The organism is Formicincola oecophyllae (genome assembly GCF_006542395.2).
Lineage (GTDB): Bacteria > Pseudomonadota > Alphaproteobacteria > Acetobacterales > Acetobacteraceae > Formicincola > Formicincola oecophyllae.
On the sequence record NZ_CP038231.1, the window covers coordinates 908647 to 933997 of the forward strand.

Below are 25351 nucleotides of genomic sequence, written 5' to 3' on the forward strand. Positions count from 1 at the left end.
CAGGTGGCATAGAATGGGATTGTTGGTTTGCAGGCACAAGCCAGCTAGGGGCCAGCAAGGCGTTCCACATGGTGCCAAGCTTGCACCATGCCTTGCACCCTCAGCGCTGCACCGAATTGCAGGCGTCAAGCGTGCTTACACAGTCGCTAATCCAGCATGGGGGACGGCGCCTAAGCCGGAGCAAGCTGTAAGTCCCCAGTTTTTCAAACGGAAATCTAACAGTCCAGCTACCACACTGCAACGGCATGTCATTGCAGAAACGTTCCTTATGGGATGGAGAGGCGTGCGGGCCCGAAACTTGCGGGGGCAGCAGGCCATAAGCTATCCCAACCATAACCAGTTCCCCACCAACCACCTGGGCCGTTTTCCTGGCTGGGTGGGGGCGGCGCTTCACAGGTTGGTTGTCCTTGAACCCCAGGAAATTTTGCAGGAAATCCCATGAGTCACAAACACGATCACCACGACAACACGCAGCACGACTACAAGGTCCGCGACATCGGCCTGGCAGACTGGGGTCGCAAAGAAATTGACATCGCTGAAGGCGAAATGCCTGGCCTGATGGCCCTGCGCCGTGAATATGCCGACAAGCAGCCCCTCAAAGGGGCGCGCATTGCTGGCTGCCTCCACATGACCATTCAAACCGCTGTCTTGATTGAGACGCTGGTGGCTTTGGGGGCAGAGGTGCGTTGGGCGTCCTGCAACATTTTCTCCACCCAGGACCAGGCGGCGGCAGCCATCGCGGCAGCTGGCATCCCCGTGTTCGCCTGGAAGGGCCTCAATGAGGAAGAGTTCTGGGATTGCATTGAAAAATCCATTCATGGCCCTGATGGCTGGGTGCCCAACATGATCCTGGATGATGGCGGCGACCTCACGCTGCTGATGCACGAAAAATACCCAGAGCTGCTCAAAAATGTACGCGGTCTTTCAGAAGAGACCACAACAGGCGTGCACCGCCTTTGGGAAATGGCGCGCAAAGGCGAGCTCAAAGTCCCAGCCATCAATGTCAATGACAGCGTAACCAAATCCAAATTTGACAACCTCTATGGCTGCCGTGAAAGCTTGGTGGATGCCATCCGCCGTGGCACGGACGTCATGATGGCTGGCAAGGTTGCCGTGGTGGCTGGCTATGGCGATGTGGGCAAAGGATCCGCCGCCAGCCTGCGCAACGCCGGCTGCCGCGTTCTAGTGACGGAAATCGACCCCATCTGCGCCTTGCAGGCAGCCATGGAAGGTTACGAGGTCGTTACCATGGAGGAGGCCGCCCCACGTGGTGACATCTTCGTGACATGCACTGGCAATGAAGACATCATCACCCTTGAGCACGTGAAGGCCATGCGCGACCGCGCCATCGTGTGCAACATCGGCCACTTCGACAGTGAAATCCAAGTGGCGCGCCTGAAGGATTTCCCTTGGACGAACATCAAGCCTCAGGTGGATGAGGTCGAGCTGGCACCAGGGCGCCGCATCATCCTGCTGTCAGAAGGGCGCCTGGTTAACCTTGGCAACGCCACGGGCCATCCCTCCTTCGTGATGTCAGCTTCCTTCACCAACCAGACCCTGGCGCAGATCGAGCTTTGGAACGCCCAGCCTGGGCAGTATGAGAACAAAGTCTACACCTTGCCCAAGAAGCTGGATGAGAAGGTGGCCGCCCTTCACCTTGACAAGGTGGGCGCCAAACTTTCCAAATTGAGCCAAAAACAGGCTGATTATATCGGCGTTCCCGTTAACGGCCCCTTCAAACATGAGGAATACCGTTACTAAGGGACGCTTGTTAGCAAGTTGGCCTGCAAACTGGCCTGGGGTTTCTGGTGCCTTCACAAAGGCGCAGGTCATTCCTAGGCCGGGCCTGGTAGTGGCAGCACAACGAAGCCTTAGGCAACCTTGGCACCCTTGCTAAGCGGGCCAGGTCATCCTTTGTGCAGCGTTCAAATCAGGAGCAAGGGGTTGGGCGATGGCCCAGCCCCTTTCCTTTTCCCTTACCCATTCTTCAACGTTTCTTGCAGTGTTGCGGCGCAGGCCACAGTAGCTGCAGTAAAAATGAAAAACAGGAAATGTACGCCAGCACACCATAAAATACTTTGTGGCTGCCTTAACTGTGCTAACGTCATGGAAGCACCAACCCTCAAGGAGGATGTGACATGGGTATTCTTTCCAACATCATGGGCAAAATCTTCGGTCATGCTGAAGCTGCCACACCCGCCAAGGGCCCTGCTGGCCAGGATGCCACCAAGGCGCCGGCTGCTGGTGCCGCCACAGCGCCCCAGAGCGTTGACGTGGCTGCCGTGCTGGCCAAAATGGCTGCGGAAAAGGGCGAGAAGCTCAACTACGCCACCTCCATCGTGGATCTGCTGACCCTGCTGGGCATGGACAGCTCTCTTGAGGCGCGCCGTGAGCTGGCTAAAGAGCTGGGCTACACTGGCAGCACTGAAGACACCGCAGCCATGAACACCTGGCTCATCAAGCAGGTTTATGCTGCCCTGGCCCAGAATGGTGGCCACCTACCCGCCAACTGGCCAGAAGGCAAGTAAGAGCCTATGGCAACTTGCCTGCCTTGTTTGGGCAGGCAAGCTTGACGATCGGCCCTTTCTGAAAACGCCGCTTCCCGCCACCGTGCAGGAAGCGGCGTTTTCAATGGGGTGCTATCACGCCATCCCTCACACCCATCCTAGCGTCAGGGGAGCATACAACTTTCCCCTGACGACCACCCTCACAAACCCAGGAGGAGGCGCGCGGGATCCTCAATCATCTCCTTAACGCGCACCAGGAAACTGACGGCCTCCCGGCCATCAACCAAGCGGTGGTCATAGGAAAGCGCCACATACATCATGGGCCTGATCACGACCTGGCCATTACGTGCCACAGGGCGTTCCTGAATGCTGTGCATGCCCAGAACGCCTGATTGCGGGGCATTGAGGATAGGGGTGGAAAGCAGCGAACCAAACACACCACCATTGGTGATGGTGAACGTGCCGCCTGTCAGGTCTGACAAAGCCAAGGCGTTGTCCTTGGCTTTGCGGCCGTAAAGCCCCACGGCTTTTTCCAATTGGGCAAAATCCATTTTTTCCGCTTGGCGGATGACAGGCACGACCAGGCCACGGGGCGTGCCAACAGCAATGCCCAGGTTAACGTGCGCGTTTTCAACGATTTCTGGCCCTTGGCCATTGGTTCCTTTTTCATCAATGCGCGCATTGAGGGCAGGGAACTCCTCCAAAGCCACGGTGACCGCACGGGCGAAGAAGGACATGAAGCCCAAGCGGACATCATGCCTCTTCTCAAACTTCTCCTTGTATTTCGTTCGCAGTTCCTTCACAGCGCCCATGTCAACCTCATTGAAGGTGGTCAAAATGGCGGCTGTGTTTTGGGCCTGCTTCAAATTACTGGCAATGGTTTGCCGTAGGCGGCTCATAGGGCGGCGGCGCTCGCCTCCAGCCAGCGGCGTGATTGGGGGGGCGGAGGCTGAGGTCGGCGCCCCAGGCGCCCGGCCAGAAGGTTGCGTGGGCTGTGTAGACTGCATGGGCTGCGAAGCCTGGTTTGCCACAGGCTGATCCTGAAAGACCATGCGCACGCCAGCTGGACTTTCCTCCCCTTGGTCGCTTCCAGCCTCCTTCTGGCCATAAGCTTCCTGAACCTCACGCACGGCAGCACGCGCGCTATGGACCAACATGTCCACAGCAGCCAACGGGTTGTCCTGGTCAGAGGGGGATTGAGAGGTGGAAGCAGGGCTTTCGGCCTCAGCCCCCTCTGCCGCCACAGGGGGGGCTTGCTCGCGCGCAGCCCCTTCATCAGCACCGGCTTGGGCAGGGGGGGGTTCAGCGCCATCATCAACCGTGACCACAGAGCCCAGCACTGCCCCTTCGGGTACTTCCGTTCCAGCTGGCACGTGTTCAGGCCCCAAACGGCCGCTAGCAGGGGCGCTCACATCCATGCTGACCTTGTCGGTTTCAATCTCCAACACGGTCTCGCCACGCTCCACCCAGTCCCCCGGCTTGCGCAACCACTGCGCCACTGTGGCCACATTCAGGCTTTCTCCCAAAACCGGAACCTTGATTTCCACACTCATCGCTTTTCCGTTCATCCTCAGCTGCGGGGAACAATGCCTAACCCCTTCCAAAAGTCAGCCAATGTGGCTGGTTGGGCGCCATTGCCATGCGTTAATCCACCATAACCCAACTGCCAGCGCGCTCCTACTGGTGTAGGCGCCCACAAGGCTGGTGCCCCTTAGCCACGATCACGGCTTTGATGGGCTTGCTTGACACGCCTTCTGCTGTTCCGTAATCCCTAAGGACGCCCAGCACAGCTGTTTTGCGGCTGTAGGCAGGGCCTTTGGCCGCCTCCATCCTGGGTGCGCCCTTCGTTTCTTGGTCACCTTTTCATTTCCTAACCTGGCCAGCCTGCCCATTAGGGTGGCAAGGACATTTTCACGCCATGTCGGTTTTGCCAACACGGGCGCTGAAATGTGAGTGTGGGAAACAATTTCTGGCTTCGCATGTATTTGTGTTCCAGCTGTGTTCCAGCCCCACACTATGGTCATGAAATCCGCCAGACTGGGCACCTTTTGGAGGCACCCGCGGCCAGGCCTGCCTAGCAAGCCTTCACCAGGCCATCTCCCCGCAGGCCGTGCACGTTGATTTCCATTGCCATGCCCCGTCCGGGGCTTACCAAGGCGCGTAACTTCCATGCATCTAGCTGAACTGAAGAAGAAATCCCCAGCGGACTTGCTTTCCTGTGCTGAGGAACTCGGCATTGAGAACGCCTCCGCTCTGCGCAAGCAAGACATCATGTTTGCGGTTCTCAAAACGCTGGCTGAGCGTGGCCAGCCCGTTTATGGCGTGGGGACGCTGGAAATCCTTCCAGATGGTTTTGGGTTCCTGCGCAGCCCGGAAGCCAACTACCTTCCAGGCCCTGATGACATCTACGTGTCCCCCCAGCAGGTTCGCAAACTTGGCCTGCGCCCTGGGGACACCGTTGAGGGGGAGATCCAGGCACCAGGTGAGGGGGAACGCTATTTCTCGCTCCTCAAGGCCAATGCTATTAATTTCCAGCCCCCTGAGGCAGCACGTTCACGCGTTAATTTCGACAACCTGACCCCCCTCTACCCAGAACGCCGCCTGAAAATGGAAGTGGAAAACGCCACTGAGGAGGCACCCCCTGCCCCCAACGTGCGCGCTAAAGGCAAAAGCAAGAAAGACACCCGCGACTTCACCCCACGCGTGATCGACCTGGTCTCCCCCATAGGCATGGGGCAGCGCGCCCTCATCGTGGCGCCGCCGCGCACTGGCAAAACCGTGATGCTGCAAAGCATCGCCTCCTCCATCACGGCCAACAATCCTGACGTCTACCTGATTGTGCTTCTGATTGACGAACGTCCTGAGGAAGTGACGGACATGGCGCGCACAGTGCGGGGGGAGGTGGTTTCCTCCACCTTTGATGAGCCAGCCACACGCCATGTGCAGGTCACGGAAATGGTGCTTGAAAAGGCCAAGCGCTTGGTGGAGCACGGCAAGGATGTCGTCATCCTACTGGATTCCATCACCCGCCTGGCGCGTGCCTACAACACGGTTGTGCCGTCTTCAGGCAAAGTGCTGACAGGCGGCGTGGACGCCAATGCCCTCCAGCGGCCCAAGCGTTTCTTTGGTGCTGCGCGCAATGTGGAGGAAGGCGGCTCCCTGACCATCATCGCCACAGCCTTGATCGACACAGGCTCACGCATGGACGAGGTCATTTTCGAGGAGTTCAAGGGCACAGGCAATTCTGAGCTCATCCTGGACCGCAAACTGGCTGACAAGCGCACCTTCCCAGCCATTGACATCGCCAAGTCAGGCACCCGCAAAGAGGAAATGCTGGTTGACCGCAACGAGCTTTCCAAGATGTGGGTTCTGCGCCGCATCCTGGCGCCCATGGGCACTAATGACGCCATGGACTTCCTTATCGACAAGCTGCGCTACAGCAAGTCCAACCAGGATTTCTTTGACGCCATGAACACCTGAGGAACCTGGGTTCAAGCACCTTCACCCATCCCAGCTTTCTACCACCAGGGTTGGTGGTTGAAAGCTGCACGGAAGCGGAAGGAGGGCCACCCCGCCATGGGTTTGGCGGGGAAGGTTGCACGTCCTTCCTCCTTGGCTGGCGGTTCAGTTGCTGTGTCAGGCCTGGTTGCTGAAGGCCTTTACGACCTCAGCCAAGGGCTGGCTGACATGCAGCCCATGCCACAATGGCACGCAACGCGCCAACCCCAGGATAGTTTCGCCTGGGTGGTGGGCTGCCTCCAAGGAGAGAACAGCTGTGCGCCGCACCAAGACAGTGCCATTCTGCCTGTGGCCGTGGTCAGCCAAGGGCAACTGCACGAAATCGCCCCCAGCTTTGAGCTGCGCCTGCACCTGGGCCATCACGTTGGTATCCAGATCTGGTCCCAGGCGCTGGCCCATCAAATAGGCTTCTGTTTGCCCATCAAGCCCATTCTGTCCTGGGTAGGCCGTGATGGCCACCAGGTGGGCTGGGTTCACGTAAAGCTGTGAAAAACCATTGATGTCTTTGAACTGCAACAATTTAAGGCCGGCTTTCTTCAGCCCTTCCAGAACAGCATCAAGCGCTTTTTGGGCTGTTGGAACACCTGAAATGCGGAAATGCCCTTCTGGAGTGATAACCTCCACACCTGCGACCATCTCTTGCTGGACATCAGGGGTGGTGCCTGCGGGAAGGGCGAATGTGCCCATGCTGACGATGGATATGGGGTTGACGTAAAGTCCAGGCTTGACGGCAATGAAAGCAAACGGGTGTGGCATAGTGTGGGTGTCCTTGCTTTTTGCTGGGGTTTGGCATGAAGTGCCTTTTTCCACCTTAAGGGGCTGGGCGCCACCACGTCATGCATTTCATGGTTGGGCGCCATGTTACCAGGAGGGCGCTCTTTCCAGGCCTTGCAGGGTGCGGGCCGCCAAGCCCTGCGCCACCTTGCCGTAACAGGGATGGGAATTTCATGGCTGAACACACACTTCTGGGGGAATTCTGGGCAGATCTGCCCAGCTTCTATTCCATGCAGAACCTCAACATCGGTGGCGTCACCATAACATTTGTGGTGTGGATGACGGCGGCCGCGCTAGTTTTGTGCGCGACAGGCCTGGTGGCATGGGGGCTGACCTGGCCTGTGCGGCGCAAACCAGGACCAATGGGGTTGGTCAAGGCCCAGAACGCCACCATGGACATCCTCATCCTGCGCACGCGCAACGGCTTGGCGCTGTGCAGCGTGGCCCTGCTGGCTGTCTGCCTGCTGGGATTATTGCTTGGGCTAGGGGCGACATCTTTTTTCATCATGTTGGACTTGCTGTGCGGTTTGTTCATCACAGCCTTGGCGCTGGGCTATCTTTGTGGCGCTTTCTGGCCACCTAGCGCTGGCGCCTGAACACCAAAACCCCCAGCCACGCCTTATGCCCGCCTGCAACGCGGCCCGCTTCAACCACCCTTGCTATAAGCTGCCAAGACCTGCGCCGCTTGGGTGAAAGCAACTCCCGCCTTCACGCTAACAGACAAGCTCACGGCCGCTGCCACTTCATCAACGCTCACGCCAGCTTTGCGGGCTTCTTCAGCATGAATGGCCATGACATCCTCTTGCCCCAAACTTGCCGCCACAGCCAAGGCGATGAGTGAACGCGTGCGCCCATCAAGCGCCTTGTCCGCATGGGTGGCCAAAACCATGGCGTGAAATCCGCCTGCCATGGCTGGCGCAGCTTCCTCCAAGGCATCACACTGCGCCTTGACGGCTGCAAGCCCCTTCAGCCCCCCAGGGGGGGCAGCATGATCAGCTTTGGCACTAAGAGACTTTTCATTTGAGTTCGTCATGGAGCGCCCCACAAATCAAACAATCATGGAAAAGAAAGGGCCGGACAGACTTGTGAAGCCCCACTGGCGCGCCCTCATTCAACCCACAGCCCTTCAAAGAGGCATGGTGGGGATGGGCTTGTTCTCCTTGACCAACTTGCTGTGATGCTGGCCATAGAAGACGTAGATCGCCCCGCCGATGGCCAATCCAATGCCGAAACGCAACCAGGTGGCGCCATCCATACCCACCAGAACAACGCTACATGAAATCAGCGCCAGCATGGGGATGAGCCACGCACCGCCTGCCACCTTGAAGGGGCGCTCGACTGTTGGCCTACGGTAACGCAGTACGATCACGGCCACGCTCACCACCATAAAGGCCAGAAGCGTGCCAAGCGACACCATGTTGCCCAAAGCTCCGACTGAAAAGAAGGCGGCCAGAATGGAAGCCAAACTGGCCAGGGTCAGCACAGCCGCGACAGGCACTCCCTTGGCGTTAGTGCGGGCGAAAATGGGGGGCAGGAGGCCATCTTCAGCCATGGTCATGATGGAGCGGCTCATCCCAAAAAGGATGCCGTAAATGCCAGCGAAAAAGCCAATGAGAATGCCCCCTTTGACCACCTGCGCCACGATGGGCATGTGGATGGCGTCCATAGCGGTGGCAGCCGGGCTTGCGTCATGGGCCAGGTTGTGGAAGTTCACCACCCCCACCAGAACGAATGAGAACAGGACGTAAAGCAGGGTGCAGATGCCAAGGGTGCCTAAAATGCCCAAAGGAAGGTTTTTCTTGGGGTTGCGCGTGTCACGCGCTGCTGATGAGACTAGGTCAAACCCCAGATAAGCTGCGAAAACCAGCGAAGCGCCGCTGATGACGCCAGACCAGCCATAATGCCCCCACGCACCCGTGTTGGCTGGCAAGAAGGGGTGGTAGTTGGCCAGCTGGCCGTGGGGCAGGCAGGCCAAAATGAAAATGGTCACCACAGCCACTTTCAGAAGCACGATGATGCTGTTGATGCGGCTTGATTCCTGCACACCCCCCATCAAGAGGCCCACCATGGCGAAAATGGCCACAACAGCTGGAACACTCATGAAGGCCTTGGCCGTGGTGCCATCAGCCATGTGGACTGGCGTGCCTGTGGAAGCCACCAGGCGCGGGTCCAGGTAAACGTGCCATTCAGCTAGGAAACTGGCCAAGTAACTTGCCCAACTGCCCGCGATGGCGCCCAGCGTCACCAAATAGGCCAGGAACAGGCACCACCCAATGCCCCAGGCGATGCCTTCACCCAGGCCAGCATAGGCATAGGAATAAGCGCTGCCAGCGGCATTGGGGAACATGCTTGCCAGTTCAGCGTAAGACAGGGCAACGAAGGCAGCCACGATGGCTGCAAACAGAAAACTGAGCCCCACAGCAGGCCCCGCATACTGCCCAGCCGCAATGCCAGTGACGGCAAAAAGACCAAACCCCAAGGATACGCCGATGCCAAGGGCAATGAGCTGCCATGGGCCAAGGACACGGTTGATGCCACTTTGCGTGGCGGCTGGCTGGGGCGGTTTGATGCGCCAGAAAGCAGATGGCACGGGGACACTCCGGCTGTCGCTGCCCGGCTGTGCGCCCCTCGGGCTTGATACGTCACCATGATGGCCGCAAGGCTGTCTGGGACGGGAATTTCAAGTCTGGCAAGGCCATGCCATGGGCGCTACGGGGCAGCCGGGGGCAGCATGTGTTAAGGTTATGCCCTGTCAGAATGCCGCCCAGCGCCCCGCACCGCAATAGTGAATTGTGTTTAAACTGTGATGATAACCCCAGTCCAAATCTTGGCTGCGGCGCTCAATCCCCCTCCAGCGCTATCAACCAAGCCTTGGTGCGCTCACCCTCAAAAGCGCGGTAACCCCCAACGCCGCGCGCGCCCACAACGCGGTGGCAGGGCACGAACATCAGCAACGGGTTAGCACCCATGGCTTGCCCCACGCTTTGCGCGCTGCCGCCGGCACGGGCAGCAACCTGCCCGTAGGTACGGGTCTGCCCATGGGGGATGGAACGAACAACGTCCCACACCTTTTTTTGGTAAGCTGTTCCGTAAGGTGGCTTGATGGGGAAGGCAGATAGATCGACCGCCTTGCCGTCAAAATAATCCTCAAGGGCCTGACAGGCCTTTAAAAGCAGGGGGGTTGGCGTTTGGTCACGCCCCCAGCCTTCATCAACGGCCACCAGGGCACCCTCCTCCTCGCTCAAGGTCAGGTCACCCACAGGGGTGTGGCAGGAAAGCTGGGGCATGGTTTTAACTTCCAATGTCATGTTAAGGGCATTCAACCTTGGCAACCAATTTCACATCATCCCAGCTGCTGGACAATGTCCCAGCCTGGCCAGGTCCCCTAACAGGCTGTTTAAAACACCATGCCCCTACCCACCACGCAGCAACCTGCCGCCGCTACCACAACTGAAGGTGATGGCGTGATCTACGCCTTAGCGACAGGGCCTGTGGCAGGCGCCATTGCGGTGCTGCGGGTCAGTGGCCAAGGGTGCGGCGACATGCTGCGCCATTTATGCGGCGCACTTCCCCCAGCGCGCATGGCCAGCCTGCGTTCGGTGCGTTGGCGGGGGGAACTACTTGATGAGGCCTTGGTGCTGTGGTTTCCCAGCCCACGCTCCTACACAGGTGAAGACAGCTTCGAACTGCACCTCCATGCCAGTCCCGCCATCATGGCCCGTGTGGCGGAGGCACTGGAAGGTTTGGGCGCACGCCAAGCAGAGGCAGGGGAGTTCACACGCCGTGCCGTCATGGCGGGGCGCATGGACATATTGCAGGCTGAAGCCATCGCTGACTTGGTAGCAGCAGAGACCGAAAGTCAGCGCCAGCAGGCCCTGCGCCAAAAAGAGGGCGTGCTGGGGCAGCTCTACGAACGTTGGACTGAACAGATCAAAAGCCTTCTGGCCAGCCAGGAGGCCTTGATTGACTTCGCTGATGAGGAACTGCCCCCTGAAACGGAGCAACGCCTCCAACAGGCCCTGCACGCCCTGGCGAGCGAAATGGATGCCCATCTCAGCAATCCCTTGGGGCGCCTGACCAGGGAAGGGTTACATGTTGTGTTGGCAGGCCCCCCCAACGCGGGCAAATCCAGCCTCCTCAATGCCCTCACAGGCGATGACACAGCCATAGTGACGGCCGTGCCTGGTACCACGCGCGACCTCCTCCATGCTGACATCGTCATTGAGGGCATGAAGGTGCGCTTGACTGACACCGCAGGCCTGCGCACCACCACTGACATGGTGGAGGCTGAGGGGGTGAAACGCGCCAAACACGCCTTGGAAGGGGCAGACCTTGTCCTGCGCTTGGTGCCGCCCCAAGCTGCCCAGCACAAGGGCAGCCAGGTAGAGGCCGCGGAGGATGGAGACAATCACTTCCCACCAGAGCGCACTATCATGGTGATGAGTAAAAGCGATTTAAGGCCTGCTGCTCCCCCACCCCCTCCACACGCCCTGTCCATCAGCACTGTAACACCTGGCGGCCTGGAGGGCCTTAAACAATGCTTGGCCCAGCGCGTGCGTGCCTTAGGGGCGCAGCACCAGGCTTCCGCGTTGCTAACGCGCGCCCGCCACCAAGCTGGCATCCAAGCTGCCAAAACCCACCTTCTCCAGGCGGCTAGCGCCCCTTTGCCTGAACTGCGCGCTGAGGAATTGCGTATGGGTATGGAGGCCATCGGGCGTGTGACAGGGCGCGTGGGTGTTGAGGATGTGCTGGACAGCGTCTTCAGCAGTTTCTGCATTGGCAAGTGATGGGCCATGACGCTATTCCCCTGTCATGAACACTGAGCGCACCAAAATAGCCATGATGCAGGGCACAGCAGGGGCCTCTTCCCAGGGGGGCATTGGCGCAGAGCCAGCGTTGCCGCCAACCCATGACGTGATCGTGGTGGGGGGTGGCCATGCAGGGGTGGAGGCGGCGGCAGTGGCGGCACGTGCGGGCGCGCGCACGCTGCTTGTCACCCACAGCCTTGCGGCCCTGGGGGAGATGTCCTGCAACCCAGCTATCGGCGGCATTGGCAAAGGCCACCTCGTGCGGGAGGTGGACGCCTTCGATGGATTGATGGGCCGTGCCGCCGACCAGGCTGGGATCCACTTCAAGCTTCTCAATCGTTCCAAAGGGCCGGCTGTTCATGGGCCGCGGGCCCAAATGGACAGGCAACTCTACAAACAGGCCATTCAGGCCATGTTGAAAAGCCAACCTGGCCTGGATTTGCTTGAAGGCTCAGTCGAAGGTCTTTTAGTTGATAGGGAAGCTGGCAAACACCCCAAGGTGCGGGGCGTCACCGTCAGGCCTGGCAAGGGGGCCGAGGATTTGCTGCCCTTCCGGGCAGAACAGGTTGTGATCACAACGGGAACGTTCCTGCGCGGCACGTTGCACACAGGCCATGAAAGCTGGCAGGGAGGGCGGCTTGGTGCGCCAGCCGCCCAAAGCCTTTCAGCGGCGCTTGAGGGGTTGGGCTTCACGCTTGGGCGCCTCAAAACAGGAACGCCAGCGCGCCTGGCGCTGGACAGCATTCAGTGGGAAAGCTTGCAGCCCGACCCTGGCGATGATGAACCAATCACCTTCAGCCCCCTCAGCCCACCGCCCCAGCAGCCGCAGGTGGTTTGCCGCATCACCCACACCACAGCTGCCACCCACGCCATCATCCGTGCCAATTTGGAGCGTTCAGCGCTTTATGGTGGTGCCATCAGTGGACGTGGGCCACGCTACTGCCCTTCCATTGAAGATAAAGTGGTGCGCTTCCCTGACCGTGACAGCCACCAAGTCTTCCTTGAGCCGGAGGGGTTGCCTGGCACAGCTGGCGGCAACGTCGTCTACCCCAACGGCATCAGCACATCGCTGCCAGCTGATGTGCAGCTGGCCATGATCCGCAGCTTGCCAGGGCTGGAGGGGGCACGCATCCTCCAGCCAGGCTACGCGGTTGAATATGATTTCATCGACCCACGCGCCCTTGGCCCCACCTTAGCCACCAAGGCTGTGTCCGGCCTTTACCTGGCAGGCCAAATCAACGGCACCACAGGTTATGAGGAGGCGGCAGCGCAGGGGCTGCTGGCTGGGCTGAACGCGGCCCTCGCAGCCCTAGGGCGGGAACCCGTCACACTTGGGCGCCACCAGGCCTATTTGGGCGTAATGGTTGATGACCTGACATTGCAGGGTGTGGAGGAACCTTACCGCATGTTCACGTCACGGGCGGAGCACAGGTTGCTCCTGCGCGCTGACAACGCTGACCTGCGCTTGACCCCACTGGCCATGGCGGCAGGATGTGTTGGGCCTGAACGGCAGGCAGCTTTTCTAGACTATAAAGCTTGCCTGGAAGGTGCCATGAAACGTGCCCAGGAAGAGACCTTCACGGCTGGGCAACTGGCCGCACAGGGGCTTGAGGCCTCGCGCGATGGCAAGCGGCGCAGCTTGGTGCGCGCCATCGCCATGGGGGCAGACAAGGGAGCGATTGCGGCACTGGCGCCCTGGTTCCTGGCTTTGCCAGCGCGCGTGCAGGCTCACATTGCCTGCGAAGCACGCTACGATGGCTACCTGCAGCGGCAGGAACGCGACATCAGGGCCCTGGCGGCGGACAATTCTTTGAAACTGCCAGCCAACCTTGATTACGGCACCGTGGGTGGGCTGAGCATGGAAATGCGCGAACGCCTGGAACGGGTGCGCCCCACCACCCTGGGTGCTGCCTCACGCATCCAAGGCGTGACACCTGCGGCCCTCACGGCGCTTCTGGCCCATGTGCGCAAGCAAACGCCCCCTTCCCCCACACCATCTGGACAACAGTCATGACAGACCCAGCCCTCCTACCTTCACTGACCAGCAGGCAGAATGCCCAACTGGAAGCGTTCGCAGCGTTGCTGACCAAATGGAACAGCCGCATCAACCTCATCAGCCCGCGTGACCTGCCCCAGCTGTGGACAAGGCATATCGGTGATTCATTGCGCCTTGCCCACTTGATCCCCGCTGGCGAACGTGTGGTTGACCTTGGTTCCGGCGGTGGTTTCCCAGGCATCATGACAGCCGTCATGACAGGTGGCGACGTCACGCTTGTGGAAGCTGACCAACGCAAAGCGGCTTTCCTGCGCGAGGCGGCACGTGTTTGTGAACTACCCCATGTTCAGGTCGTCAATGAACGCATTGAAAAAGCCGCCCATGGCATCGTGGCACCTGCCCCTGTGGTGACGGCACGCGCTCTGGCCCCTTTGCCACGCCTGCTTGAATTGGCAGCCCCTCTTCTGGCGCCAGGTGGGCGCTGCTTGTTCATCAAGGGGCGGCGCGCGCCAGATGAACTGGCAGAGGCCCGCAAAATCTGGGCGATGGATGCCAACCTTCTTCAGCCACTACTACCTGCCGCCACCACGGCTGAAAGGGCGCGTGACGACAGCGCCAGTGACGGCTACATTGTTGAAATCAGCGCTCCCCATCCGCTCTGAACGCCACTCTTGGTCAAAAACAGGCTCTGGGGCGCCCCAATCACCCTTGTCCGAGACGGAAAGCGCAGGGAACATCCATGGCCACGCCCAGCAGCACCAACAGCATGAACCGCCCCAAACCGCTGCCAACAGCCATCATCGCCGTGGTGAACCAAAAAGGTGGGGTGGGCAAAACCACCACCAGCCTTAACCTAGCTGCCGGTTTGGCGCGCCCTGCGGGGCGGGAGGCGGCCTGCAAGGTGCTGCTGGTTGACCTGGACCCCCAGGGCAATGCCTCCACAGGGCTTGGCATTGGTTACGACCAGCGTGGCGATGGCACCTATATGGCGTTGACGGGCGACCAGGCCGCAGGGGAACGCGCCCGGATCCTGCCATCGGCCATCGCTGGGCTTGACGTTATGCCAGCCAGCCCCGATCTGGCTGGCGCCGAGCTTGAAATGATGGCCGACCCCGAACGCACCAGCCGCCTCAAAGGGGCGCTTGGGCGCGTTAGTGGCGCTTATGACATCATCTTGATTGACTGCCCCCCAGGGCTGGGGCTGCTGCCCCTCAATGCCCTGGTGGCGGCCAACAAGGTCCTGGTGCCGCTGCAGTGCGAATTCTTTGCCCTTGAAGGGGTGGCCCAGCTGGCGGAGACAGTGGCGCGCGTGCAGCAGAACTTCAATCCCGCCCTGCAGATTGAGGGCATCGTGCTGACGATGTTCGACCGCCGCAACAACCTTTCCACCCAAGTGGCGGAGGATGCGCGCGCGCATTTCGGCAGCCTGGTCTACACCACGCAGGTGCCGCGCAACGTCCGCATACCAGAAGCGCAGAGCCACGGTCGTTCCGTCATGGATTATGATTCACGCTCCGCGGGCGCGTTGGCTTACCAGGCCCTTGCGGCAGAACTACTGGAACGGTTGAATCAAGGGGCGCCAGGAACTGAACCACACCACGCCCAGCCTGAAAGCGCCCTCGCATGACCACAGGCACAGCACGCAAAGGCCGTGGGCTGGGGCGGGGATTGGCCGCCCTTTTGGGGGAAAGGGTGCAGCAGCCCCCGCAAAGCACCCCTCCAGCGACTATGGCGCCAGCAGGTTCAGCTGCGCTGGAATCCCCCCCCCTCCCTGCGACACCGACAGTGCCCTGCGCACGCCTGGAGCCTGGGCCCTACCAACCACGACAAACCATGGCTGAAGACGACCTGGCAGAACTGACGGCCAGCGTGGCGCGCCAAGGCGTCCTGCAGCCCCTTTTGGTCAGGACCAATCCAAAAAAACCAGGGCATTACCACATTGTTGCTGGTGAGCGGCGTTGGCGTGCGGCGTGCCGCGCCAAGCTTGAAAGCGTGCCAGTCCACATTGTCACCTTGAGTGAGCAAGAGGCCTTGGCAGCGGCTTTGGTGGAAAACCTACAGCGCGCTGACCTCAACCCACTGGAGGAGGCCGAGGCCCTCCAACGCCTGATGGCAAGCTGCACTGTGGGGCCCGAACGCTTGGCAGAGGCCATCGGTAAGTCGCGTTCGCATGTGGTGAATATGACAAGGCTCCTCAACCTGCCCGCCCCCGTGCTGGAAGCTTTGCGGTGTGGAGCGATTACCGCAGGCCACGGTCGTGCCCTGCTGGGCCATGCTGATCCGCTTAAGGGCTTAGAACGCGTTGTCAGCCACGGGCTGAATGTCCGCCAAACTGAAGCCTTGGCCCGCGCCAGCCAAATGGGCAGCCTTAAAGGGGATATGGCTGGCAAATCATCCAGGAGCACGCCATGGCCTCAACAGCGCCTTCAGGAAACAAGCAAACGTTTCTCCCGACACTTAGGCGGCCAAGCACAATTGCGTTGCAGCGCCAACGGCACAACGGCTTCACTAGCGCTGCAAGCCGATACCCCACAAAACCTCGCCACCATGCTTGAAAAGCTTGAAACGCTGCTGGCCAATCCACATTCCCCCACAACTTGAAACAGACTGCAAAAACAGGGCTGGGGGCTTGCAGGTCGTTGGAAGGGCTGCTATGAACATGCTCACCGGCAACGGAAGTGGGCACATAGCTCAGTTGGTAGAGCAGCTGACTCTTAATCAGCGGGTCCAAGGTTCGAGCCCTTGTGTGCCCACCATTTCATGCCGGTTCCTTATTTTGGCCTTCGCTCAACCTGGTGCTTTCATCGGTTGTGTGAAGGCTATTTTTTTGCGCTCCTTATGAAGACAAACAAAAATCATCTGTACTCAGCAGTGCGCAGCTTACAGAAACATCGCCCCTTAAAAAGCATCTGGGTGGGAGGTTTTGCAGTTTGCCTGTCCGGCAGGTAGTATTCTCAGCCTTAATCCAGCTGGTTATTCACAATAGTGTTCCTATGACTGCTCCTAATCCCACCCTAGATTCCCCCCATCAGACAAAGCCCCCCACAACAGGGGCTGACAAGGGGCAGGTTTTTTCCCTACGCCCTTTGCCAGGCCGCAAAGCCCCCATCATTGCCGTGATCGGTTGTGACGGTTCTGGTAAATCCACCTTGACTGAGTGGCTTTATGAACAGGCTGCGCAACGCTACCCCACCGCCCTGTGCCATTTGGGTAAGCAAGGGGGCAATCTTGGGCGGCAAGTCATGGCGTGGCCTATTCTGGGGCCTTTGATTAAAAAGAAATCCCATACTGAACGTGCTAAGCGCAAAAAGGGTGCTACGGCCTCTGCATCTGTTCTTCTCGTGACTTTGGGATTGCTGCTGAGGCGTTTCGCGCGTTTTTCCAAAATGAAAACGCACCTTGCAAAGGGGGAATGCATCATCACGGACCGCTTCCCGCAACTAAACCGCCCTGGCCCCATGGATGGGCCGACCTTCCCCAAATTCACAGGCGACAACTTAGCGTTGCGTAGCCTGAAACGGTTTGAGGAACACCTTTACAAATTCATGCTCAACACGCCGCCTGACATCATCATCAGGCTAGATATTGACTTGGAAACAGCCTTGGCCCGCAAACCAGACCATGACGGCGAACGTCTGGCGTGTAAAATTGCAGACTTGCCGCACATCAAATTGCAACGCCCTGCGGCCCTGGGGGGTGGTAGCGTCCCCATTGTGGCTATAGATGGAACCCTTCCTTTAGAATCAGTACAGGCAAGCGCACTTAAAGTGCTTGATGCAGCCCTTGCCAGCTATGGCCTTTCCCCGGCAGCGCCTTGCAGGAACCGTCACCCTTGACCTTTAGCCCCTCCCAAACCGCCCCTTCACCACATGCCCTCCAACCCCATGCTGCTGAAGCTGAACAAACCATGGTCGCTGCACCCCTGACGGCTTCCAGCACCACAGGGCGGCGCGGGGTCTTGGTGGCCTTGGTGGGGTGTGATGGCTCAGGCAAATCCACCCTCAGTCGTCAGCTCATTCAGATCCTTAACCACCCCTCCCAGGAAGGTGGGGGGTTGGTGCCAGTCAGACATCCTGTACGCTATGGCTACCTTGGCCAAGGTTCTGGCGACCTGGGGCGGAAAATAGCGGCTTTGCCTGGCGTGGGTGGGTTCCTTGAAAAACGCATCGCCACACGAGCTAAGAAAGCACGCACAAAAGGCGCCAAAATCCCTGGTTTTCCCACTGCCTTGGTAGTGTTCGCCTTTTCACTGTTGCGCTTCAAGCGCTTTCTGAAAGTACGGCAGCAGGTTGAGAAAGGCGATTTCGTCATCACAGACCGTTACCCCCAGCAGGAAGTTCCAGGCCATTGCGATGGGCCAGGGCTTTCAGCTGGCTATAGCCGCAACCCTTTTGTCCGGGGATTGGCAGCCTTGGAGCGCGCTTGGTACGGCTACATGACGTCCTTCAAGCCTGATCTGGTCATTTTCCTGGATGTGGACGCTGAACGCGCCGTGGCCCGCAAGCCAGACCATGACCTTGAAGCCTTACGCACCAAGGCAGCTATCATGCCGCAGCTGCGGTTCAGGGGGGCGGCACGGGTGGTTCTGGATGCCCGCAAGCCCCTCTCTGAAGTGCGCAAAGCCGCTCTGGAGGCATTGATGGCGCGCGGCCTCATCAAAAAGCTTTGAATTTTTCCGTTTCAAGCCCTTTGCCTTTGGATGTAGCGTGCCACAAACGCAATTGAGGCACGCACTCCATGAAGATCACCTACATCATCTCCACCTTGAAGGGCGGCGGGGCCCAAAGCCCGGTCCCCGCCATCATCAAAGCCCTTGAAGCAGAGGGGAACGAGGTGCGGCTGGTGGCATGCCAGCCCAGTGACGGGCGAGCTATGCCTAACCTCAAACGGGCTGGCATAGTTTGGCGCCTGCTCAATCAAGACAACGTTCCAGTGCCCTTCTATTTTTTCACAACGCTTTGGAACTGCCTCAAGTTGCTTTCACAAGACAGGCCAGACGTCATCTGGACATCATTGAGCCGCGCCACAGCCATAGCCCAGATAGCTGGCTGGCTTCTGAAAATCCCTGTGGTCAGCTGGCAGAACAGCACCAGCTTGCGCAGCTACACGCGCATCATGACCGGCCTTTCCAAATTGTGGGTCGCTGATTCCTCTGTCGTGGCGCATTACATGCGTGATGAAGGCAAAGTGCCTGCAAAACGGGTTGTTGAATGGCCCATCTACAAAGCGCAAACTTCAGCAGTGCCCCCTTTGCAGTGGGATGGTGTTGGGCGTTTTCACATTGGCAGTTCAGGACGCCTTCACGAGGTCAAGAACTACCCAGCCCTGATTGAAGGCCTGGCCTTGTTCAAGCGCCAGAACCCCCAGGCAGCCCAGCAAGTGCACCTGACCATCCTGGGGGAAGGTCCTGAACGCGCCAAACTTGAGGCCCTCGTGCGCCAGCATGGTTTGGAAAGCAACGTTACTCTGCCTGGCTTCAGCGATGACGTGCCCTCTTTCCTGGAAAGCCTGCACCTTTACCTGCAGCCTTCACGCTATGAGGGCATGTGCCTGGCGCTTCATGAAGCTATGGCAGCTGGCGTGCCCTGCGCTGCAACGCCTTTCGGCCAAATGAGGGAAAGCCTTGATGGAGGGCGCTGTGGCTTCGTGATTGACCCTGCCAACCCTGCACAGTCCATCGCCGCCATTCTGGCTCATGCCATGGCCAACCAAAGCGCGCTGCGCGACATGGCCCTGATTGCCCAGAAAAACACCCTCAGCCAGTTCGGACCTGAAGCTTTCCAAAAACGCGCCCAAAACGTGCTGGCCATGATTCAGAAAGCCATCAAGCCCAAACCTTAACGCCGCTCCCCTTCTGGCATGGCCAGGGGTGGTACGTGTTTATCAGGTGGGACGTTTCCGCTCCCACGGGCTTGGTTCACAAAATCGCCCAGGCTTTCCAAAATTGCCTTGGGGGGCATGAATTGGTCGTGCCGGTAATCCTGCTGTCCATCCATGGCACGCTCTATAAGCACATCATGCAATTCACCCATCATGCCGTTCATAGTGGCCAGGGATTTGGCCAGGTCATCCAACCATGTACTGGGCCTGATGACGCGCAACGTGTCGTTGAATGACGTGCGGCGGCTGATGACCTTGCGCATGCAGTGGAACGCATGCGCACTCATGCCGTTGCCTTTCAAGGCTGATTGGGTGGCTTGGGCCAGATTGTCATTTTCCTTGCGCTGCCATGCCAAAACCCCCTCTGGGGTGTCTGGCCTGAAGTGGCGCAGTTCAAGCTTGGCCAACCACCAAAAAAGCGGCGATGTAGTCAGCAACAGCCACAAACCGTAATAAAGGGTGGTGTAACGGCGCCCATTCTTGAAGGCATCCTGCATGTTCCCCATGAGCACAATGGCGCTTTGCAGCAACACAGGGTATATGTGGCGCCTGTCGAAATTGACGAAGCCAAAACGCAAATGTTTGCAGCGGCCGCGTACATCCTTGAAGGCAAGCTGATCTTCTGGTGTGGCGCTCCCTTGGCGCGCTATACGCCACACCAGCCGCCTGAAGGCCTTCATGTCCGCGCCACGGTCAAGCAGTTGCCAGCACAACGCATAGCCAGCCTGGATCTCCGCCGCCGTGCAGCGTGGCATGACATTGTCTGGCAAGACAGCATCGGGGTGGGGTTCATCGTCAATCAAAATGTAGCCATTAAGCTTGTCCAAAATGGCTTTTTTGAAACGCGGCCAATCAAGTTTGACGGATGGGGGGGCAACGGGCATGGAAACTCATCTTTAAGATAGGGGTGCTGCAACCAACCAAGGGCACAATGGCAGGCAGCGCACCATCGCGTCAGGCCCAGCCATACCAGAACAACAGGGCTGGTTGCATCCATTCACAGTGTTTTAACATCCCTTGCACGGAAAGCCTGGAGAAACAGCGGGGTTTCCCAAGCGCCTGCTGGCAGAAGGTTTCTCCATCATGAAAATCAGCTACCTTATTTCCACCTTTGAAGATGGTGGCGCCGAATTCGCCCTGCCCGCCATCGTCAAGGCGCTTGAAGCCGAGGGTCATGACGTGCAGCTGGTGGCCTGCAATCGCAGCAATGGCGCAACCATCCCACGTTTGGACAAGGCGGGCATTCGCTGGCAATTGCTGCATGACGCCCGCCCCCCTTTCCATGCCAGCGTCTGGGCCTTTGCCCGGCTGATGTTGCATAAGCGGCCAGACGTCATCTGGACATCGCTGAGCCGCGCCACGGCGGCAGGGCAATTGGTGGGCAAATTGTTGAACATTCCCGTGGTCAGTTGGAAGCACAGCGCCAGTCTGCGCCCCCACACACGGCGAATGAGGAACTTCTCCACCCTGTGGGTGGCTGACTCCCCAGATGTTGCGCGCTTCATGCGCGATGAAGGGCCCCTGGACGCTGACCGCGTTGCCCAATGGCCCCTTTACCAGGCCCAGCCCCCATCTACCCCCCCTTTGCAGTGGGATGGTGTTGGGCGTTTTCACATTGGCAGTTCAGGACGCCTTCACGAGGTCAAGAACTACCCAGCCCTGATTGAAGGCCTGGCCTTGTTCAAGCGCCAGAACCCCCAGGCAGCCCAGCAAGTGCACCTGACCATCCTGGGGGAAGGTCCTGAACGCGCCAAACTTGAGGCCCTCGTGCGCCAGCATGGTTTGGAAAGCAACGTTACTCTGCCTGGCTTCAGCGATGACGTGCCCTCTTTCCTGGAAAGCCTGCACCTTTACCTGCAGCCTTCACGCTATGAGGGCATGTGCCTGGCGCTTCATGAAGCTATGGCAGCTGGCGTGCCCTGCGCTGCAACGCCTTTCGGCCAAATGAGGGAAAGCCTTGATGGAGGGCGCTGTGGCTTCGTGATTGACCCTGCCAACCCTGCACAGTCCATCGCCGCCATTCTGGCTCATGCCATGGCCAACCAAAGCGCGCTGCGCGACATGGCCCTGATTGCCCAGAAAAACACCCTCAGCCAGTTCGGACCTGAAGCTTTCCAAAAACACGCCCAAAACGTGCTTCAAGCTTTGCAGAACAGGTTGCGCGCTTGAAGGAGAAACTGGCCCCATGAAAAGTGACACTACCCAGTCATTCAGCCGCCCCGCCAAGCCTTGGCGCATCGCGGTGCTCTACATTGCTGAACCCTACCATTGCTACCACCTCGCCCCATTGGCCAGCGCGCTGGCAGCCCGGGCGGATTGCACGGTGACGGAATTTGTCAATTTCGATGCCTGCTTGCCTCATATCCAGCGTATTAGGGCGAAGCTGCGCCAGCCTGAACTGCCCCGCGCCCCCCTGCGCCGCCCCATGGCCGCACGCCTGCTGGAGGCCACACGCCTGCTAGACAAGCAGCGTGAAGCCATCCTGCGGGCCAATGTCAGCACCCTGGAGCCTTATGACGCCATTGTGACGACGGAATATCCTGCAGCCCTGTTGCGCCAGGCTGGTCTTCGCCATCCCAAGCTCATCTACTTGACCCATGGCAGTGGCGAACGCCGGGTGGGCGATGAGCATTTGTTGAAGCACTTTGACCTGGCCTTAGTCAGTGGGCCCAAAACAGTGAACTATTTCTTGCGTGAAGGAATCTGCAAAGCTGGGCAAATCAAGGACATTGGGCTGCCCAAATTCGACCTGGCCGGCCCCCACCTTCAAAATGCCCAGCTCAAAACGCCAGCACGCGCGAGGGCTCCCCAGAACATCCTCTACAACCCCCATTACAAAAAGAAGCTCAGCGCTTGGCCAAGGGCCCTCAAAGCACTTCACAGCGCCTTCATGGCCACACGGCGGGATGGGCAAGAACTGCTGATCGCACCCCACGTCAAAATGTTTGATGAAAGCTGGGGGTTATTGAAACGCCGCTTCCAAAAGCTAGCCTCCGATCATGTCCATGTGGACACGGGCAGCGTGGCCGCCCTGGACATGACCAACGCCGCCCAGGCTGACATATATGTGGGGGATGTCAGCAGCCAGTTTTATGAGTTCCTACACACGCCAAAGCCCTGCGTTTTCCTCAACCTCAACCGCCTTCCCTGGCGCGACAACCCTTATTTCCGCAACTGGACGCTGGGGGACGTGGTTGAGGACCCAGACGCCATCATGGACGCCATCAACGCAGCGCCTGCGCGCCACCACCTTTACAAAGCACAGCAGGAAGAGATGCTTCAGGAGACATTCGGGCCATGGCCCCTGCTGGGTGCTTCTGAACGCGGCGCCAGCACCATCTGCACCTTCTTGAAGGCCACACGCCAAGGCTGACGCGCTATCAAGCTGGTGGCAACGCCATCAGGTGGCCCTTCAGATTGTTACACAGTCATCTTTTAGGCTAGAATGGGGCAAAGAGGGTAGATGCCAGCCCTCACGCCTGAACCCCAAGCTGATTGGTTTGCCTTGATGACTGCACCCATGCCACGCCTGAGCCTGGTTGTGCCTGTGTACAACGAGGCCGCCAATGTGCCAGCGTTGGTTCAGGGTGTGGAGGCCGCCTTCAACAAGGCTGGGCAAGGACAAGCGTGGGAGATGATCATCGTTGATGACAACTCCCCTGATGGCACAGCTGAAGTGGCGCGTGCCATAGCAGCCACCAACCGGCAGCTGCGGGTCATCAAGCGCATAGGCAGGCGCGGCCTCTCCTCTGCTGTGATGGAGGGCTTCCTTTCCTCCTCTGCACCCTACGTGGCTGTGATGGACGGCGATGGGCAGCATGACGAGGCTTTGTTGCCCACCATGCTGGAGAGGCTGGAGAACGGCGCTGACGCCGTGGTGGCCAGCCGCTACGTGAAGGGTGGCTCAGCAGCAGGGCTTTCCAATGGCTTGCGCCAGGCGCTTTCAGCGCTGGGCACGAAAATGACCGTCATCGTCCTGAACGTGAAGACATCCGACCCCATGAGCGGCTTCTTCGCCATCAGGCGCCCCTTGGCTGAACAAGCGGCAACAGCGCTGCGCGGGCGTGGGTTCAAGGTTTTGGTGGACATCCTGGCGCGCGTACCACGCAGCACGCAGCTGGTGGAAGTGCCGCTGGTTTTCCGCAACCGCCTTCATGGGGAAAGCAAGCTTGGGCCGCGCGTGTTCCTAGAAGCCCTAGTTCAGCTCAGCCTTTTGCTTTTCAAACGCCTGCAACAGAAAAAACAATAGCCCGACATGGAAAATGCGCCGCTTAAAAACCAGCTTTCCCAGCAGTGGCAAAGCATTTCAGGGAAAGTTGGACATTTTCCCCAAAACGGTTTCAAGCAAGCTCACTGGCTTATACCGGCCTTGCTTCTGCTCTGGACAGTGGCGTTGCGTTGGCGGCTATTGGGCAACCCCCTCATTTACAATGATGAGGATTTCTACCTGTATATCGGCGGGCAGCTGCTTAAAGGGCACCTGCCTTATGTGAGCGTCTGGGACAGAAAACCCTTTGGGCTTTTCGCTCTCTACGCCTTTTTCCATTTGTTTGGCAGCTGGCGTTTCTGGGCCTATCAGCTTGGCGCTGTCATGGCAGTTTGGGGAACGGCGCTCCTCATCAAGAACATGGCCCAGTCGTTGACAAAACATGTTTGGGGGGCGGCTTTTGGCGGCTTCCTCTATGTGGCGGCCCTCAACATGTATGTGGGTTACGGGGGCCAGGCGCCTGTTTACTACAATTTCCTCATGGCGTTGGCATTCTGGCTTTTAGTGAGGCAATGGCCAGACGCCCCCGCCACCAAGGGAAAGCTGCGCCAAATGGGCATGGCCAGCATGGGCTTGGTGGGGTTGGCCCTGACACTGAAGCCAACTGTGGTCTTTGAAGGGGTTTATCTGGGGCTTGGTTTCATCCTTCTGGGACTGCACAACCATTTGAAATGGCGCACCCTTTTGTCAGACAGCGTCATTTGGGTACTCTGCGCCTTGATGCCCACTTTGCTTATCATCGGGGGCTACGCTCTTTCAGGGCATGGGCATGAATGGTGGTTTGCTAATGTGGAATCCATTTTTCAACGCCACGCTGAACTCGAGCCCCACAACCTGAAGCGCTTCCTGCGCCTGGTATTGATCATGGCGGCGGTCTGGCCTTTGGCATGGGCATTCCACATCCGTTTCACCGCTATTCAAAAATCCCGGTTTGCGCTCATCTCTGGCTGGGCTTTGGCGGCTGTGGTGGCTGTGGTGGTGGTGGGAGGGTTCTACAACCACTACAACCTGCCCCTTTTGCTGCCTTTCTGTGTTTTGCTGCCAGTGCTTTTTGACAATCGCATCACCACCCTGAGTGTCGCCGTGCTGGGCATTTACATGACCGTGGCTGGGGAAGCCAAGGTGATCCGCCAGGACCGCTTTGCCAACCGCCATGATTATGACGCCATGGTGAAAGTCCTTTCGCAGCCTGAAGGATGCGTGTTCGAATATGACGCCAATCCCATCCTGCTGGATGCCACCCCGACCGCTGCCAATTGCCAGCTAACGCGCTGGCCCTTTCCAGCGCATTTGGGATTGCCCCGCGAACAAGGCGCCTTAGGCGTTACGCCCAATGAATACAGGGAGGTTGTGAGGGTGCTTTCCCAACACCCACGCTACATCGTAACGGACGATTTCACGGAAATGGGTGCAGACAATCAACCCATCATGCCCCAAGACAGGCACCTTCTTGATGTCATCAATCGCGATTATGAATTCGCTTATGGCCACAGGCTTAAAGACCGCTATAACGTCATCATCTGGCGTTTGAAATCTGGCCTGCAACCGCACACCCATCCCTAAGCGCCAACAAGGCCACATATTGTTGGGTAGCACGGCC

Annotated in this window: 22 protein-coding genes and 1 tRNA gene; 17 read left to right on the forward strand and 6 right to left on the reverse strand. The window is 58.9% G+C overall.

Translation table 11 applies throughout. The features are described 5' to 3' along the window. Positions 1-438: 438 nt before the first annotated feature. Positions 439-1761: an adenosylhomocysteinase gene (ahcY, locus tag E3E12_RS04090; RefSeq protein ID WP_141443203.1), complete on the forward strand. Its 1323-nt coding sequence runs from the start codon at positions 439-441 to the stop codon at positions 1759-1761. Positions 1762-2138: 377 nt separating this feature from the next. Further along, positions 2139-2528 (forward strand): DUF3597 domain-containing protein, encoded by a 390-nt coding sequence (locus E3E12_RS04095; protein WP_141443204.1) that lies wholly within the window; start codon positions 2139-2141, stop codon positions 2526-2528. Between the two features lie 179 nt (positions 2529-2707). Here the strand turns inward: E3E12_RS04095 and odhB are convergent, their stop codons facing one another. Next, a complete protein-coding gene (gene odhB / locus E3E12_RS04100) occupies positions 2708-4060 on the reverse strand; it encodes a 2-oxoglutarate dehydrogenase complex dihydrolipoyllysine-residue succinyltransferase (protein ID WP_141444064.1) in 1353 nt (450 codons plus the stop codon). Between the two features lie 616 nt (positions 4061-4676). Between odhB and rho the strand changes: the two genes are divergently transcribed. Further along, complete coding sequence (gene rho / locus E3E12_RS04105; RefSeq protein WP_141443205.1) at positions 4677-5987, forward strand: transcription termination factor Rho; 1311 nt, start codon at positions 4677-4679, stop codon at positions 5985-5987. A gap of 156 nt (positions 5988-6143) precedes the next feature. Here rho and E3E12_RS04110 read toward each other — a convergent pair whose 3' ends face one another. Further along, positions 6144-6782 (reverse strand): hypothetical protein, encoded by a 639-nt coding sequence (locus E3E12_RS04110; RefSeq protein WP_141443206.1) that lies wholly within the window; start codon positions 6780-6782, stop codon positions 6144-6146. Positions 6783-6973: 191 nt separating this feature from the next. On the opposite strand from E3E12_RS04110, the gene E3E12_RS04115 reads away from it, so the two are divergent. After that, positions 6974-7396 carry a hypothetical protein gene (locus tag E3E12_RS04115; protein ID WP_141443207.1) on the forward strand — a complete coding sequence of 141 codons (423 nt, stop codon included), beginning with the start codon at positions 6974-6976 and terminating at the stop codon, positions 7394-7396. Between the two features lie 50 nt (positions 7397-7446). Here the strand turns inward: E3E12_RS04115 and E3E12_RS04120 are convergent, their stop codons facing one another. From E3E12_RS04120 to E3E12_RS04130, 3 genes are all read right to left on the reverse strand, one after another. Then, positions 7447-7833: a carboxymuconolactone decarboxylase family protein gene (locus E3E12_RS04120; RefSeq protein WP_141443208.1), complete on the reverse strand. Its 387-nt coding sequence runs from the start codon at positions 7831-7833 to the stop codon at positions 7447-7449. 93 nt (positions 7834-7926) lie between these two features. Next, positions 7927-9390 carry an APC family permease gene (locus tag E3E12_RS04125; RefSeq protein WP_141443209.1) on the reverse strand — a complete coding sequence of 488 codons (1464 nt, stop codon included), beginning with the start codon at positions 9388-9390 and terminating at the stop codon, positions 7927-7929. Positions 9391-9640: 250 nt separating this feature from the next. Next, positions 9641-10087, reverse strand: a complete 447-nt coding sequence (locus E3E12_RS04130; RefSeq protein ID WP_141444065.1) for a methylated-DNA--[protein]-cysteine S-methyltransferase — start codon at positions 10085-10087, stop codon at positions 9641-9643. A 120-nt stretch (positions 10088-10207) separates the two neighbouring features. On the opposite strand from E3E12_RS04130, the gene mnmE reads away from it, so the two are divergent. From mnmE to E3E12_RS04175, 9 genes are all read left to right on the forward strand, one after another. Then, the gene (gene mnmE / locus E3E12_RS04135) at positions 10208-11587 is read left to right on the forward strand and encodes a tRNA uridine-5-carboxymethylaminomethyl(34) synthesis GTPase MnmE (RefSeq protein ID WP_141443210.1); all 1380 of its coding nucleotides are present in this window, start codon (positions 10208-10210) and stop codon (positions 11585-11587) included. Positions 11588-11696: 109 nt separating this feature from the next. Next, positions 11697-13622, forward strand: coding sequence for a tRNA uridine-5-carboxymethylaminomethyl(34) synthesis enzyme MnmG (gene mnmG / locus E3E12_RS04140; RefSeq protein WP_240810599.1), 1926 nt, complete (start codon positions 11697-11699; stop codon positions 13620-13622). Beyond that, the gene (gene rsmG / locus E3E12_RS04145; protein ID WP_141443211.1) at positions 13619-14266 is read left to right on the forward strand and encodes a 16S rRNA (guanine(527)-N(7))-methyltransferase RsmG; all 648 of its coding nucleotides are present in this window, start codon (positions 13619-13621) and stop codon (positions 14264-14266) included. The genes mnmG and rsmG overlap by 4 nt, the downstream gene beginning before the upstream one ends. A 77-nt stretch (positions 14267-14343) precedes the next feature. After that, positions 14344-15231 carry a ParA family protein gene (locus E3E12_RS04150; protein ID WP_141443212.1) on the forward strand — a complete coding sequence of 296 codons (888 nt, stop codon included), beginning with the start codon at positions 14344-14346 and terminating at the stop codon, positions 15229-15231. Continuing rightward, positions 15228-16205, forward strand: coding sequence for a ParB/RepB/Spo0J family partition protein (locus E3E12_RS04155; protein WP_240810575.1), 978 nt, complete (start codon positions 15228-15230; stop codon positions 16203-16205). Before E3E12_RS04150 ends, E3E12_RS04155 begins: the two co-directional genes overlap by 4 nt. A 79-nt stretch (positions 16206-16284) precedes the next feature. Continuing rightward, positions 16285-16360, forward strand: a tRNA-Lys gene (locus E3E12_RS04160). A gap of 237 nt (positions 16361-16597) precedes the next feature. Further along, complete coding sequence (locus E3E12_RS04165; RefSeq protein WP_141443213.1) at positions 16598-17440, forward strand: nucleoside/nucleotide kinase family protein; 843 nt, start codon at positions 16598-16600, stop codon at positions 17438-17440. Then, positions 17437-18273 carry a nucleoside/nucleotide kinase family protein gene (locus E3E12_RS04170; protein ID WP_149498254.1) on the forward strand — a complete coding sequence of 279 codons (837 nt, stop codon included), beginning with the start codon at positions 17437-17439 and terminating at the stop codon, positions 18271-18273. Before E3E12_RS04165 ends, E3E12_RS04170 begins: the two co-directional genes overlap by 4 nt. Positions 18274-18341: 68 nt before the next feature. After that, entirely contained in the window at positions 18342-19445 is a 1104-nt protein-coding gene (locus tag E3E12_RS04175; RefSeq protein WP_141443215.1) for a glycosyltransferase, read from the forward strand. Here E3E12_RS04175 and E3E12_RS04180 read toward each other — a convergent pair. Further along, complete coding sequence (locus E3E12_RS04180; protein WP_141443216.1) at positions 19442-20368, reverse strand: hypothetical protein; 927 nt, start codon at positions 20366-20368, stop codon at positions 19442-19444. The genes E3E12_RS04175 and E3E12_RS04180 overlap by 4 nt on opposite strands. Before the next feature lie 199 nt (positions 20369-20567). Here E3E12_RS04180 and E3E12_RS04185 point away from each other — a divergent pair, with 199 nt between their 5' ends. From E3E12_RS04185 to E3E12_RS04200, 4 genes are all read left to right on the forward strand, one after another. After that, positions 20568-21653: a glycosyltransferase gene (locus tag E3E12_RS04185; protein WP_141443217.1), complete on the forward strand. Its 1086-nt coding sequence runs from the start codon at positions 20568-20570 to the stop codon at positions 21651-21653. Positions 21654-21669: 16 nt separating this feature from the next. Then, positions 21670-22857 carry a hypothetical protein gene (locus E3E12_RS04190; protein ID WP_141443218.1) on the forward strand — a complete coding sequence of 396 codons (1188 nt, stop codon included), beginning with the start codon at positions 21670-21672 and terminating at the stop codon, positions 22855-22857. 90 nt (positions 22858-22947) lie between these two features. Next, the gene (locus E3E12_RS04195; protein ID WP_240810576.1) at positions 22948-23733 is read left to right on the forward strand and encodes a polyprenol monophosphomannose synthase; all 786 of its coding nucleotides are present in this window, start codon (positions 22948-22950) and stop codon (positions 23731-23733) included. Positions 23734-23853: 120 nt separating this feature from the next. Further along, positions 23854-25314, forward strand: coding sequence for a hypothetical protein (locus tag E3E12_RS04200; RefSeq protein WP_141443219.1), 1461 nt, complete (start codon positions 23854-23856; stop codon positions 25312-25314). The last annotated feature ends 37 nt before the right edge of the window (positions 25315-25351 follow it).

Excerpts from the sequence above, each read along its gene's own strand:
- ahcY (WP_141443203.1), top strand. The coding sequence starts at position 439 with ATGAGTCACAAACACGATCACCACGACAACACGCAGCACGACTACAAG.
- E3E12_RS04110 (WP_141443206.1), bottom strand. The coding sequence starts at position 6,782 with ATGCCACACCCGTTTGCTTTCATTGCCGTCAAGCCTGGACTTTACGTC.
- E3E12_RS04165 (WP_141443213.1), top strand. The coding sequence starts at position 16,598 with ATGACTGCTCCTAATCCCACCCTAGATTCCCCCCATCAGACAAAGCCC.
- rsmG (WP_141443211.1), top strand. The coding sequence starts at position 13,619 with ATGACAGACCCAGCCCTCCTACCTTCACTGACCAGCAGGCAGAATGCC.
- E3E12_RS04175 (WP_141443215.1), top strand. The coding sequence starts at position 18,342 with ATGAAGATCACCTACATCATCTCCACCTTGAAGGGCGGCGGGGCCCAA.
- E3E12_RS04190 (WP_141443218.1), top strand. The coding sequence starts at position 21,670 with ATGAAAAGTGACACTACCCAGTCATTCAGCCGCCCCGCCAAGCCTTGG.
- odhB (WP_141444064.1), bottom strand. The coding sequence starts at position 4,060 with ATGAGTGTGGAAATCAAGGTTCCGGTTTTGGGAGAAAGCCTGAATGTG.
- E3E12_RS04155 (WP_240810575.1), top strand. The coding sequence starts at position 15,228 with ATGACCACAGGCACAGCACGCAAAGGCCGTGGGCTGGGGCGGGGATTG.
- E3E12_RS04150 (WP_141443212.1), top strand. The coding sequence starts at position 14,344 with ATGGCCACGCCCAGCAGCACCAACAGCATGAACCGCCCCAAACCGCTG.
- mnmE (WP_141443210.1), top strand. The coding sequence starts at position 10,208 with ATGCCCCTACCCACCACGCAGCAACCTGCCGCCGCTACCACAACTGAA.
- E3E12_RS04120 (WP_141443208.1), bottom strand. The coding sequence starts at position 7,833 with ATGACGAACTCAAATGAAAAGTCTCTTAGTGCCAAAGCTGATCATGCT.
- E3E12_RS04185 (WP_141443217.1), top strand. The coding sequence starts at position 20,568 with ATGAAAATCAGCTACCTTATTTCCACCTTTGAAGATGGTGGCGCCGAA.
- E3E12_RS04130 (WP_141444065.1), bottom strand. The coding sequence starts at position 10,087 with ATGCCCCAGCTTTCCTGCCACACCCCTGTGGGTGACCTGACCTTGAGC.
- rho (WP_141443205.1), top strand. The coding sequence starts at position 4,677 with ATGCATCTAGCTGAACTGAAGAAGAAATCCCCAGCGGACTTGCTTTCC.
- E3E12_RS04180 (WP_141443216.1), bottom strand. The coding sequence starts at position 20,368 with ATGCCCGTTGCCCCCCCATCCGTCAAACTTGATTGGCCGCGTTTCAAA.
- E3E12_RS04195 (WP_240810576.1), top strand. The coding sequence starts at position 22,948 with ATGCCAGCCCTCACGCCTGAACCCCAAGCTGATTGGTTTGCCTTGATG.
- E3E12_RS04115 (WP_141443207.1), top strand. The coding sequence starts at position 6,974 with ATGGCTGAACACACACTTCTGGGGGAATTCTGGGCAGATCTGCCCAGC.
- E3E12_RS04095 (WP_141443204.1), top strand. The coding sequence starts at position 2,139 with ATGGGTATTCTTTCCAACATCATGGGCAAAATCTTCGGTCATGCTGAA.